This window comes from Psychroserpens ponticola (assembly GCF_023556315.2).
GTDB classification, from domain to species: domain Bacteria; phylum Bacteroidota; class Bacteroidia; order Flavobacteriales; family Flavobacteriaceae; genus Psychroserpens; species Psychroserpens ponticola.
Genome location: NZ_CP116221.1, coordinates 3,613,407 through 3,627,088, shown reverse-complemented (window position 1 = coordinate 3,627,088; position 13,682 = coordinate 3,613,407). Strand labels below are relative to the sequence as shown.

Annotated in this window: 9 protein-coding genes and 1 tRNA gene; 5 read left to right on the top strand and 5 right to left on the bottom strand. The window is 30.7% G+C overall.

The annotated features are described in order from the left end of the window. Nucleotides 1-50 precede the first annotated feature (50 nt). Nucleotides 51-719: an SCO family protein gene (locus MUN68_RS15950; protein ID WP_249993082.1), complete on the bottom strand. Its 669-nt coding sequence runs from the start codon at nt 717-719 to the stop codon at nt 51-53. Between the two features lie 115 nt (nt 720-834). Between MUN68_RS15950 and MUN68_RS15945 the strand changes: the two genes are divergently transcribed. The 4 genes from MUN68_RS15945 to MUN68_RS15930 all read left to right on the top strand — a co-directional run bounded on the left by MUN68_RS15945 (nt 835) and on the right by MUN68_RS15930 (nt 6,451). Continuing rightward, nucleotides 835-2,772 (top strand): M1 family aminopeptidase, encoded by a 1,938-nt coding sequence (locus MUN68_RS15945; protein WP_249993084.1) that lies wholly within the window; start codon nt 835-837, stop codon nt 2,770-2,772. A 77-nt stretch (nt 2,773-2,849) separates the two neighbouring features. Beyond that, nucleotides 2,850-4,175 carry an RIP metalloprotease RseP gene (gene rseP, locus MUN68_RS15940; RefSeq protein ID WP_249993086.1) on the top strand — a complete coding sequence of 442 codons (1,326 nt, stop codon included), beginning with the start codon at nt 2,850-2,852 and terminating at the stop codon, nt 4,173-4,175. A gap of 177 nt (nt 4,176-4,352) precedes the next feature. Next, nucleotides 4,353-4,426, top strand: a tRNA-Asn gene (locus MUN68_RS15935). A gap of 144 nt (nt 4,427-4,570) precedes the next feature. Beyond that, complete coding sequence (locus MUN68_RS15930) at nt 4,571-6,451, top strand: T9SS type A sorting domain-containing protein (protein WP_249993089.1); 1,881 nt, start codon at nt 4,571-4,573, stop codon at nt 6,449-6,451. A 167-nt stretch (nt 6,452-6,618) separates the two neighbouring features. Here the strand turns inward: MUN68_RS15930 and MUN68_RS15925 are convergent, their stop codons facing one another. The 4 genes from MUN68_RS15925 to MUN68_RS15910 form a co-directional block, all read right to left on the bottom strand. Further along, nucleotides 6,619-9,849 (bottom strand): CHAT domain-containing protein, encoded by a 3,231-nt coding sequence (locus MUN68_RS15925; RefSeq protein ID WP_249993091.1) that lies wholly within the window; start codon nt 9,847-9,849, stop codon nt 6,619-6,621. Nucleotides 9,850-9,871: 22 nt separating this feature from the next. Continuing rightward, nucleotides 9,872-10,597 carry a tetratricopeptide repeat protein gene (locus tag MUN68_RS15920; RefSeq protein ID WP_249993093.1) on the bottom strand — a complete coding sequence of 242 codons (726 nt, stop codon included), beginning with the start codon at nt 10,595-10,597 and terminating at the stop codon, nt 9,872-9,874. A 202-nt stretch (nt 10,598-10,799) separates the two neighbouring features. Then, nucleotides 10,800-11,909, bottom strand: a complete 1,110-nt coding sequence (locus tag MUN68_RS15915; protein WP_249993095.1) for a hypothetical protein — start codon at nt 11,907-11,909, stop codon at nt 10,800-10,802. 67 nt (nt 11,910-11,976) lie between these two features. After that, nucleotides 11,977-12,942, bottom strand: coding sequence for an NAD-dependent epimerase/dehydratase family protein (locus MUN68_RS15910; RefSeq protein ID WP_249993097.1), 966 nt, complete (start codon nt 12,940-12,942; stop codon nt 11,977-11,979). Nucleotides 12,943-13,110: 168 nt separating this feature from the next. Here MUN68_RS15910 and MUN68_RS15905 point away from each other — a divergent pair, with 168 nt between their 5' ends. After that, complete coding sequence (locus tag MUN68_RS15905; protein ID WP_249993099.1) at nt 13,111-13,635, top strand: hypothetical protein; 525 nt, start codon at nt 13,111-13,113, stop codon at nt 13,633-13,635. The last annotated feature ends 47 nt before the right edge of the window (nt 13,636-13,682 follow it).

Here is a 13,682-nt window from a genome sequence, read left to right as displayed (position 1 = left end):
GAAGCAAAAATAAGTCAAAAATTTAAAGTGGAGAAATTGTAGTGTTAAAACTATTGATATTCCTTTTTAAGTCGTTTAATATCTTGAAGTAAAGAGTCTACAGATGTTCGGCTAATTCCATTATAAATACCTCTAATTTGCTTGTCTTTATCAATAAGAGCGAAATTTTCAGTATGAACCATTCCGTAGTCTTCAGAATCATCAGTTTTAACCACTAAATATGATTTTCTTGCTAAGTCATAAATTTGTTTACGATCGCCTGTAACGAGATTCCATTTGTTGTCATTAACGCCTTTTTCAATTGCATAGCGCTTTAATTGTGCTACAGAATCTATTTCTGGTGTAACCGAATGTGATAAGAGCATCACATCATCATCATTAATTATGTCTTTTTGAATGCGATGCATTTGATCTGTCATTATTGGGCAAATAGTTTGGCACGTTGTAAAAAAGAAGTCAGCCACATAAATTTTACCTTTATATGTGTCTTGTGTAATTGTTTCTCCATTTTGATTAATGAGATTAAAATCGGCTATTGTATGGTATTTCTTTTTATGCTGAATTGTACTATCAACTAGAGTTGCATCTATTCTGTTTGGTTGATAGACAGGTAAAGGTTGTTCTACATTGAGAATAGAATAGAAAATAGAAACAATAATTACAGAGACAATAAAGAGTACTATGAAAAAGAATTTAAACTGTTTAAAAAACGCGAGCATGACTTGGTTTTTAAGGTTTTAATGTAAGATTTGATTACAAAAATACGACAGATTTATAACAAATTCAGTACTTTTAACACGCTATATTGCTTAAAGAAAGAAAAATTTAATTCTTATGAGAATACTATTACTCACTCTTTTTTGTTTTTTATCATTCAATTTGTATTCTCAAGATTTCAATGAAACTTTAGATGAAATTCGATTTTCTGAAGCCAAATCGGCCTTAAGCCAAATTATACATCGTGCTAATTTAAACACAGGAAATTATGATTTAAAATATCATAGATTAGAATTGGATATAGATCCATCTGTAGCTTTTATTTCTGGAGACATTACCACTTATTTTGAAGCTAAAGAAGCTATAAACGAAGTTACTTTTGATTTATCAAGTAATATGATAGTTTCTCAGGTTGATCAAAGAGGAAATAGTTTGGCATTCACACAAAATGCTAATGATGAATTGGTGGTTACATTACCTATTATTCAAAATTTAGGAGTTTTAGACTCTTTAACGATTAGTTATTCGGGAAATCCTATAGCTTCTGGTTTAGGCTCTTTTGTTCAAGAAACTCATAATGGTGATCCAACTATTTGGACGTTATCTGAACCTTATGGTGCCAAAGCATGGTGGCCTTGTAAACAAGATTTAATTGATAAAATTGATTCAATTGATGTACATATAACTTCACCACAATTTAATCCAACTAATGAAGAATATATTGCAGTTTCTAACGGTTTAGAGCAAAGTCAGATAATAAATGGAGGTGAAAAAACAACACATTTTAAGCATCGTTATCCAATTCCTGCTTATTTAATTGCAATTTCAGTTACTAATTATGAAGTGTATTCTCATGAGGTTTCAAATAATGGAGACCCATTTGATATTGTGAATTATGTATATCCTGAAAGTTTAGCTAATGCACAAGCAAGTACTCCTGTTACTGTTGATATCATGGATTTATTTATTGATCTTTTTGAAGCTTATCCTTATGAAGATGAAAAGTATGGTCATGCCGAATTTGGTTTTGGTGGAGGTATGGAACATACAACTGTATCTTTTATGGGTAGTTATGGTAGAAATTTAATAGCTCATGAATTAGCGCATCAATGGTTTGGTAACAAAATCACTTGTGGTAGCTGGAAAGATATTTGGCTTAACGAAGGATTTGCAACGTATTTATCAGGTTTAGTTTATGAAAATTTAGATGGTAACGATACCTTTAGAACTTGGAAACAACAACGTATTAACTCTATTACTTCACAAGTTAATGGAGCAGTGTATTTGAGTGATGTTGATACAACAAGTGTTGGTCGTATTTTTAGTTCTAGGTTAAGTTATAACAAAGGGTCTATGGTATTACATATGCTTCGGAAAAAATTAGGAGACACAAACTTTTTTCAGGCATTACAAGATTATCTGAGTACTCCTGAACACGCCTATGGATATGCAAAAACTGAAGATTTTATTTCTATTGTTGAAACATCTTCTGGAGAAGATTTAACCGAATTTTTTAGTGATTGGTTATACAATCAAGGCTATCCAAGTTATACACTCAGTTGGAATCAGCCTTCAGCAAGTGAAATTGCAATTGAACTGTCTCAAAACCAAAGCCATGCATCAGTATCATTTTTTGAAGCGCCAGTTCCTATACGATTAATAGGGACTTTAGGTGAAGAATTAGATCTGGTGTTAAATCATACGTCTAATATGCAACAGTTTTCAGAAACTGTGAATTTTGCGGTTCAGGATGTGATTTTTAATCCGGAATTTGATATTATTTCAGCTAATAATCAAGTGGTACTGAGCTTAGATACGTTCGAAATTGAAAGTGATCTTAAAATGTTTCCTAATCCGTCTTCAGTGAGTGTAAGTATTCAAAAACCAGAAACATTAGAAGTCAAATCTATAACAATTTACAATACTATTGGTCAATTATTATATCGTTCAGAATGGACAGATAAAATTGATGTGTCATCTTTTTCGGAAGGCTTACTTTTTATGCAATTTCAAACTAATAAAGGCGTAATTAATAAAAGCTTGTTAAAAAATTAGGCTTAACTTTAAATATAGTTTTCTAAATGCCACCAAAACACTACTTTTGTGTCTTGTAAAATTTTGACTAGAGATACATGGAGTTTGTAATACGGATATCACAATTTTTATTAAGCCTTTCCCTTCTAATCGTACTTCACGAATTAGGACACTTTATACCTGCGAAACTATTTAAAACCAAAGTAGAAAAGTTCTATTTGTTTTTTGATATTAAATTTTCCCTGTTTAAGAAAAAAATAGGAGAAACTGTTTATGGTATTGGATGGTTGCCTTTAGGAGGTTACGTGAAAATTGCTGGAATGATTGATGAAAGCATGGATAAAGAGCAAATGGCTCAACCACCACAACCATGGGAGTTTCGTTCTAAACCAGCTTGGCAACGTTTAATAATTATGCTTGGTGGAGTTACGGTTAATTTCATTCTAGCTTATGTAATTTACGTGTTTCTAGCTTTTGCATATGGAGATAAAACGACTAAAATAGAAAGTTTAAAAGATGGATATTGGGTTGAAAATGAGTTTATTCAAGGTTTAGGTTTTAAAACTGGAGATAAAATATTAGCGGTAAATGATATTAAAGTTATAAATGACTATGATGTGCGTTCAAATATTATTGGAGCCGAAACAATCACTATTAAAAGAAATGGAAAAGAACAAATAATTGATTTGCCAGAAGATTTTCTCGGACAATTTACTTCTGCTAAAAGTAAAGATCTTTTTGAACGCAGAATTCCATTTATGATTGGAGCAGTCGCTGACTCTTCTTTAAATAAAACATTTGATATTAAAGCTGAAGATATTATTACATCTATAGAAGGAAAACCATTGAGGTATTTTGATCAACTAGATTCGTTAATGACAAACTATAAAAGTCAAACTTTAAGCGTAGAATTATTAAGAGGTGATGATACAATTACAAGACAATTAAAAGTTGATGAAAACGGTAAATTTGGCTTTCAACCCGCTTTTGATAATGATCGATTTGCAGAATTAGGCTACTATGATATTGCTATACAAACTTATACTTTTGGTGAGAGTTTTGGAGCAGGCGCAACAGATTTTGTTGAAACACTTAATAAATATGGCGCACAATTAAAAGCTATATTTAATCCGAGTACAGGCGCTTATAAAGGTGTTGGTGGATTTAAAGCCATTTATAGTATTTTCCCTAGTGTTTGGAGTTGGCAGGCGTTTTGGGTGCTAACAGCATTTCTTTCGATTATGTTAGGAGTACTTAATTTGTTACCAATACCAGCTTTAGATGGTGGTCATGTCATGTTTTTATTATATGAAATGATCTCAGGAAGAGCACCAAGCGAGAAGTTTTTAGAGCGTGCTCAAATGGTAGGATTCATCATCTTAATTACTTTAGTCTTGTTTGCTAATATTAATGATTGGATTTAATTAATTTTTTAGCAATATTTTAAAAATAATGTTTATTCTGAACGTTAATATTCTATAACATAGACATCGTGAAATTTTGTTTCAAATTTTATGATAAAAAAATAAAATAAAATTTGAAAGTCGTTTTGCTAAACATAAAAAATAGTATATATTTGCCCTCGCAAAAGCGATAAACACTCCTCCTTAGCTCAGTTGGTTAGAGCATCTGACTGTTAATCAGAGGGTCCTTAGTTCGAGCCTAAGAGGAGGAGCAAGTTTAAAAAGCCACTAGAAATAGTGGCTTTTTTTGTTTTATAGTTATATTCTTTGATAAAACATTCAGTATCAGACTTATTCTTTGCTCACATTTTTAATTCTTTCCGATGTAGCTATATAAACATATAAAGCTATTAATTATGAAACGAATTTTATTTTTTATGACACTGTTTTGTGTCTCACTTACTGCTTTTGCTCAAAATGAATTTACGGGCTATGGAGATGGTTATAGTTGGGAAGACCCAGATAATTGGTCTTATTTTGACGTGCCTCAAAATGGTGATGATATTTTAATTGATGGACAATTTGTTTATTATGAAGGATCATCGTTTTACCAATATGGTTCGTTAGAACTTAGAAATTTCTCTAATCTTTTTGTTCAAGGTGATATTGAATTATTATATGATTTCACTGTTGACGTTACCAGTACTGTAGAATTATATATCAATGAAATTGATGTGTATACAAAAATTAGATGTTATGGTAATTATTATTTTAATGGTGAAATGGTTATATATATGTCTGGATATGGACCTCAAATAGGAGATTCATTCAATATTATTGAAGGCTCTCAAGGCTCTTGTGGAACAGCAACAACTCTTTTTGTGCCAGAAAATCAAGCTTCTGGTATTGAGGTTGATTTTGGTGTGCAATGTGAAGCTGATGGTATTTATTACACTGTGACTGGTATTAACTATTCAACTGCTAAGTCTTGGGATGGAGAAGGTGGAGATGGACAATGGAACAATGCTGCCAATTGGGATCCAAATGGTGTTCCAGTTGCAAACGATATCATTTATATTAACATGCCTGGTTCTGGAAGCATAGCATATACTAATGGAGCAGGAGTAACGCATGTGAAAGAAATTATTGTTGGAAAGAATAATACACTTGTTATTAACGGTGATTTTTCAGTTGAAGATGGTATGCACAATAATATTGGAGGAACAATAATTTGGAATGCTGGTAAAATCTTAAAAGAAGATATTAATAGACAATGCTTGTTAATTAATTATGGAAATCTAATTCTCGATAGTTCCGGTTTAAAAGAGATGGAAGATGATTTTGAAATTTGGGCTTTTAGAACTAATATTGACCATAATCAAGGCAATTTGAATATTAATAATGGTAAAATTGTAATATTCAATTATGTGAATTATAATATAAATGCAGATAATATTACTATAGGTTATACTAGTGGCACCAATCATTCTTTTGATATTAGAGGTGTTAATGGAATTACAAAAACTTCAGGTTCTGGGACTTCAACGATTAATTTAACGGATTTATATAATAATGCGGATATTATTAGTGAGATGGGAACTTTGGCTTTTACTGAGGATGTAATTCAAGGTACATATTCTAATTTTGGAGGAAGTGGAACGCTACAATTTCCAACAAGTTTTGAAGTAAATTCAGATGTGTCTCCTGGGAGCTCTCCAGGCACCTTAACCATTGCTGGAGATTTTATCGCAGGAAGTGATACCGTATTTAATATTGAGATTGATGGACCAACAGTGGATACAGGTTATGATAGACTTGTGATTCAAGATAACGCTGATATTAGCGGAAATATTAATGTTATTTTAGGCTATTTACCACCAAATAATGCTGTATTTGAAATTTTGTCTGCGGCTTCACTTAATACTAATAGCTTACCAGAAACTATTGAAGCTGAGTTTGAAGGTAATTTTATTACGTTTTCTGTAGAAATTGAAGACGATTCTATTTATCTCGTTGGTCCTGGAGCTACTTTAAGTGTTGAAAATGTTATGACCTCGGAAGCCTTAAGTGTTTATCCGAATCCTGCAAAAAATATTTTGAATATTAAAACTGAAGATGTAATTGATGGAAAATGGCGTTTAATTAATCAATTAGGACAAGTTGTAAATGAAGGTTATATGACTTCTACAGACACTATGATTAATATAAACACTTTATTAAGTGGAGTGTATTTTTTGAATATTAATGATCAATTTTCTAATCAAACGATAATTAGAAAGGTAATAATTTCAAATTAAAAACAGATGTTTTAAAATAATGGGTTTTTTTATGCTCACATGTTAGAATTAATCCGATGATTATATGATAAACCAACATTGCTATTAATTTGTAGGGAATTTATATAAATACGGTTTATCAGCTAATTTGTCAAAAAAAGAGTTTTCATGTATTTGGAAACTCTTTTTTATGACTTGCGTTTTCGTTTTAAAGCTAGAACTAAAAGAAGTACAATAACAAAACCTATTATCCAAAATACCAAATTAGAAGACGTTTGTAAATCGATAGGAGTTGTATCACCAATAAGCACTAAACCTGCCCAATATTGAGGATGTTTTGTGCGACCATCGGCAGTTTTAATATAATCTAGTTTTGCTAAACGTAAGGCTTCGTCTTTAGGTATTCCTTCGGATATATTATCGTAAAACAACTTGATTATTTTTGTGCTAGACTGTTCATCAATTTTCCATAGACTCGTTAAAATACTTTCACTTCCAGCATAATTAAATGCATGAGCTAAAGAAATCATTCCTTCTCCAGCTTGGTGTGTTGGCTTTCCTGTTTCACAAGCTGTTAATACCGCAAGGTGAGATGATAAATTTTGGTTATAGATTTCATAGGTGTAAAGCGAATTGTCTTTACCTGAAGCTTCTTTAGCGAAAACTAAACGCGATAATTCCGGTAATAAATTATTAGACTCTGCATGCGTGCCAATATGAATGATTTTATGTTCATTAGCTTCTGTTGTGAATAGTTGTTTGGATGCGTTTTCATTTATAAATGATTTGCCTTTAAATAGTTTTGAGTATTCTTTTGCCAATTCAACACTAAAGGGTTGTGGTAATAAATGTAAGTAGGTTTTGTCAAGAGCTAATGAATCTGTTATAGACATGGTGTAGTTATCTTTCATTGTTTTATTAAACTCAGGAACAAAAGCAATAAAATCATTTGTGTAATCTATTGCTTTCTGATTTTCGTTTATGAGTAGCAAACTATAATTGTAAGACATATTATATTTAGAAATCAGACTGTTTTCGGCAATGTCTTCAAATGAAGTTGTTTTGGATGATGTTAAGGTTTCAAAACTTAAATTAAAAAGCTCTCCATCAGGAATAATAATGATATTTTTTGTTTCTATGTTGTCTTCAAAAGGCTTCCAAAGTTGATTATATAATGTAAAAAGATAGTCGTTTATGCGTTCATCATTAATTTGATTTTCATTTAAAGAAATAATAAGAGCACTAATCTCTTCTGAATTTAATTTAATCAGATTATAATCGGTTTTGTTAACTAAGAACGCATAAAGTTGATCCTCAACATATACATAACGAATGACTGTTGTTTGCTCAGGAATATTAGTTTGAAGGTTATCTATAGATGTTTCAATGCTTGCATAACGCATTTTGTAATATTTAGGATGTTCTAGTTTTAATGAATCTAGAAACGTAGTCCAATTGTTATTTGCATTTAAAAAGGTATTAAAATTTGTCGTGTCTTCTAATGAATTTGAAATGGAGAATTTCAATTCTTTTTCTCTTTCTAATACAGCATTCGGAATATGTAAAAACGATAAATTATTCCTCATATTAAGCCTTGAACGAATACGATTATAAATACTAGACTCATGAAGCTCTATTAGGCGTTTTAAATGCTCAGTATTGTTGTTGATTTCAAATAATTCTAAATTCAATTTTTTTGAATAATCTGTAATGTTTTTATAGTCAGAAAGCAATACGTTGATGTCTTCTGAATTGAAAATCGTTTCTTTTCGTTGTTCTAATAAATTTAAAGCTTCATCTAGTTTTTTGATTTCATTTTTATAAAAACTAACATTTCGTGACTGCGATGTATAATATTCAGATTTTGAATTTAATAGGATTAAATTAGGTTTGTTAAGCTGAAGGATTAAAGAATCAATACTTGATGTATTGTTTTTTATGTTGTTATCTAAATAGTCATTACCACGTTGTACCCATTCTTGCGACCTTTTGTAATCTTTTGATAAATAATATGTCTCTGCAAGATTACTAATTTGTTTAAAGAGTTGATAGGAGTTGTCTTCGCCATTTTTTAAAACGTAATTGTAGGCTTTTTGAGAAGCTTCTACTGCTTTTTCTGTGTCGTTGCTTTTAGCTAAAAAGAGTGCTTTGTTACTTAAAAAACTTAAAAATTCTTTATCATATTCATCGCCTAAAGTTTTTAGAAAAAGCGTTTCACTTTTGTCATAAAACTCTTTCGCTTTTAGATTATTGTTCTTTGCCGAATAGACTTCTGCTAAGGCGTGAAAAGCAGTAGCTTTCCAATAGTTATCATTTTTAGAGATTTTTTCCAGTTGTTGTAATCCAGAATTAAGATAAGTAATGGCTTCATCTAAATTTTGTAGTGATAATTGCGACTGACCAATTTGTATTAGAGTCGTTGCAATATCACTTGCTGTATTTTGCATCTTTTTTTTCTTTTCTAAAGAATACTTTAAAATTTCATTAGCCTTATACAAATTTCCAGATTCGTGGTAAAAGACAGCTAAATTAGAAATCGCTCTAGCCTGATAACGCTTGGCTTTTGATACAATATTATCATCTAACAAATTATTTGCAACTGTTTCATAATTATTAATCACAGCTGTTTGTGTGTGTATGGCTTGCTCAAAATCGCCATTTGAGTATTCTAGTAATGAGATGTTAGATTTGATGACGGTTTTTAGATATAAATTCTCAATCGAATCTTCTTCTTTTATCAAATCGAGAGCTTTGATGGCTTTTGAATAATAATGTTTTGCACTATCTAACTTAGATGACATCCACATGGTCGCTCCTATAGCATTATTGGTGTCTGATAAAGCTTTTGGATCTGTTTTGTCGTAAGATTCATAATCTTTTAATGCGTCAATAAAATAAGTTTTTGCCTTTTCTACTTCGCTCAGAGACATTAAGCAAGCACCAACATTATAACGAATTTTGCCAATAGCATCGCCTTTTATGTTTTTTATGTTTTTAGCAATGCGAAGTGCTTCTTCAGTGACTTCAAGAGATTTTTCACTTTCACTAACTTCATCGTAAAAATCGGCAAGACTTAAAAGGGTTTTGTAGTTTACATTAAGATTGTTGCTTTTTGAATTGATGTCTTCAACAAATTTTTCAGCAGTTTTTATAGCAGTAATTTTATTGGTTTTTGCTAATGAAACTTTTCCAACATAATAAGGATAGCCAACCAAAGAGTCTAATGAGTTATTGTTTTGAAACGCCTGAATTTGTTTTTTTAATTCAACATCTGCTTTAGTGATGTCATTACTAACTAAATAATAATCAATAAGCTTGATTCCTGAAATAGAATCCTGTTGAGAATAGCCGAATTGACTTAGACCAACTATTAAAATAAAAAGAATTGTATGACTTGGACAATCGAAAAATTGCTTCATAATTGTTTTGTTTTTAATATGGTTAGTTCTTTATTTCAGAAAGGAGCGTTTTGCTTTTTTTAAGGTTTGAAATTTTTAAATTTTTTTTTGCCTTTTCAATGTTACCTTGTTTCAAATAAACCAATCCTAAATAGTAATGAGCATCACTAACTAAAGGAAACTCTTTATTTTGAATGGATTGTTCTAATAACGGAATCGATTTAGCCTCATTTTTATCTGCTAAATATGCAACACCAAGAAAATAGTTTATAGTATCGTTTTTAGAAGGTAGTGCTTTCCATTTTTTTATGGCTATTTTATAATCACCTTGTTTATAATTAACCATAGCATCGTAAAATTCAAAATTTGAAGTATTACTCATTGTTGTTGGTAATCCTGGATCTGGATAGAAATATTTTGAATATAACCTTTCAGAAGAGGTTGGTCTAAAATGCCAAAAACTGCCAAGAGCAATTATAATAGCTGCAGCAGCAACTAATTTTCTAAATTTCAAATAATGAATTTTTGGTGTCTTTTTTATAAGCTCTTGCTTTGGTATGTCTTTATGGAATTCGTTAAGTTGTTCTTTAAGTGATTGCGCTTCAATTCCTTTAAGTAATGTGATGGTATCATTTACTTGAATTTTAAAATCTGGATTATTTTCTAATTGCGTTTTAAACGCGTTTAGCTCTTCAGAAATCATTGTGTTGGTTATATAACGTTCAATGGTTTCTAGTTGTTCTTGTGATATGTTGCTATTAATATTCAATTTTTAAGATTTGGAAGATTATAATGCTTCTTCAAGTTTTAATTTTTAAGCAATAATTCTCTATGGGTTTTTTCATAGACATCTTTAGATTTATATTGTTTCAGTAGTCTATTTTGTAGGTTTTTATGATGTTAATGGCTAATCATGAGTAAGATACAATTATTTGTTTGAAAATTGATGGTTTATAATTCATTGTAATGACCTAATAGTAATCATCAGTATATTCTAATTGTTCCCAATTAATTCCATTTGTGGTGTTATCAATATTTGGATTCCAGTTGGTGTTGTTTGTGCCAACATATTCGTTGTTATTTGCTTTCCAAACGTTATTGTAATAGCCTTCAACTTGATATTGATTTCCATTTTGGTCAGTAACATTACTTCGTTCCCAAACGGCATTAACAGATTTTGAATGTCCAGCATCTGTTATTGCATTTTGTCTTTTCCAGCTTTCATGATTACTATCTGAAATTGAACTATATATATTTCCGTTATTAATAATGGCTTGGCCTTGTGCACGAATTGCTGCCATACGTTGTTGATGCTCAGCATTATTTTGCTGTGACATTTGAGCGTAATATTGATTGTTTTTTTGAAGCCAGTTTGGATTAACCTGTAAGTTTAGCAAAGCATTAATGTAATCTTTTTTAGCATCTTCATACACAGATTTCGGAGCTTCTAAAGAGTTTAGTGTGTAACCCCAATCCATACCTCCAATTACTGTATAATAATTAGTGAAATACCTGATGATTCCTAAAGATTTATTGCCTTTTTTGTCTACCCATTCGGTAACAATACATTCGAAGGTTTTTTCTTCTGGTGTAGCCTTAAATATAGCATTGTTACGCTGTTTGTCTACTTGAGCAAGTTGAGGTAAAGGAAATTGTCCCAAATATGTTAATCCATTAGATTCTAGCAAAGGTTTTAAATCTTCATTTATAAAACTATTGATTGTTTTTGGTGCTTTTACCTGAGTTCCGTTTTGTTGCGAATAATAATTTTGTTGTTGATTATTTGAGTAGTAAAACGAATTAAACCGTTCACCATAGATTTTAGTCCCATTTGGAGCTTGAAATTGAATGTTATCTTTTTTATTATTGACTAATTCCCATGAATTTGGAATTGGCATCACACCATAAATCATCTTAAACTGCTGATTGTTTATTTTGTGTAGCTTTAGTTTTTTTGATGAATTAGTTCTAAAGCTCTTTTCACCTTCTATATTAGAGGAGTATAGATTGTTATTTTTTTGGTTATTACAAGAGAATGCAAAAAAAACAGAAATGATGAGAATTAAATGATAAGATTTCATAATACCAATAGTTTATGTTAATGTTTCTATTGGTACATCGCGACAGTGCTAAAATGTCATCATGGTTTTAGTGCATTTTTTCTGAAGACGCGTATTTTTTTTCTAACTGAGAGATCATTTCTTTAGTCATTAATTCTAGATTGTATTTGTGTTTCCAATTCCAATCGGTTCTCGCTGTCGTATCATCAATAGATTTTGGCCAACTATCTGCTATAGCTTGTCTAAAATCTGGATTGTAAGTCATTGAAAAATCTGGAATCTGAGCTCTAATACTTTCAAAAATCTCTTTAGGCGTAAAGCTAATAGCAGCTAAATTATATGATGATCTAATTTTTATGTTTTCAGAAGGCGCTTGCATGATATTAATAGTAGCATTAATTGCATCGTCCATAAACATCATTGGAAGCTTAGTCTCTTCAGACAAAAAGCATTCATAAGTTTTGTCAAGTATTGCTTTGTGATAAATTTCTACTGCATAATCCGTAGTGCCTCCACCTGGCAATGTTTTCCAGCTTATAATTCCAGGATATCTTATACTTCTAACATCTACACCATATTGTTTATGATAATATTCACACCAACGTTCTCCAACTTGTTTAGTAATGCCATAAACTGTAGTCGGTTCCATGATGGTATGTTGAGGAGTATTAATTGAAGGTGTGGTAGGTCCAAAAACAGCGATGCTTGATGGCCAAAACACCTTTTTGATAAAACCTTCTTTTGCCAAATTAAGAACATGAAATAAAGAGTTCATGTTTAAATCCCATGCCATCATTGGGTGCTTTTCACCTGTTGCACTTAGCATGGCAGCCATTAAGTATATGGTATCAATAGTATGTTTTTCAACACAATTTTTAATCGCATCGTAGTCTTTTGCATCTAATATTTCAAAACAACCGGAATTGACAATATCTAAATTTGAACAGTTAATATCACTGGCAACAATATTATTGCTACCATGAATTTCACGTAGTTTATAGGTTAACTCCGAACCAATCTGACCACCAGCACCAATGATTAATACTTTAGACATAAAAAATTATAAGCTTACTAATACGAATCAAAAATACTAAGAATAAAAAGGACAAAAAAAATTAAAGCTTAAAATTAACAACACTTTATTTTTTGTTAATTCCGTTGAGATTAACTTCCAAGTATATTCACTTTAATTATATTTACAACTAAATTTAATCTCTTATTTATGCGATTTAATCTTTTATTTTTTAGTTTCCTTTGTTTGTTAATTGTTGGTTGTAAAACGGATACACAAAACGTAGAAATTGAATCTACATTAAGTGATAAGCAATCTAAAACGATTACAAAAAATGAAATCAAAAGTCTAAAGTATAATGATTTTGGACTCAGTGATGATGCTAAAGAAGCTGTTTACGATTGGCAGAAGTATCAAGAGTTGAATACTCAAATGAATTATTTAAAAGCAGCCGATTTATCTTTTTTTAAAAGTGATATTTCCTTAATTACAACATTTATAAGCGCTTTTAGGGTAGAAATTCCAAAATCGATTAATACAAATGAAATAAATGCAAGAATCACAGCTTTAGAAACCAAGATGCTTAAATTAAACAGCCTACTGTCGCTTGATAATATTTTGAAAGACATACAGCTAGAAGCTTTAAGGGAGGTGTTTGTGGCGTTCTCTAATCTTAATCTTCAAATCAACAAAAAGCTTGAATTTGAAGCCAATAATATTTTGAAGCCAGAATAATTCTCTTAATGTTTTGTTAATATGTAACAAATGGCTTGTTAAGACTT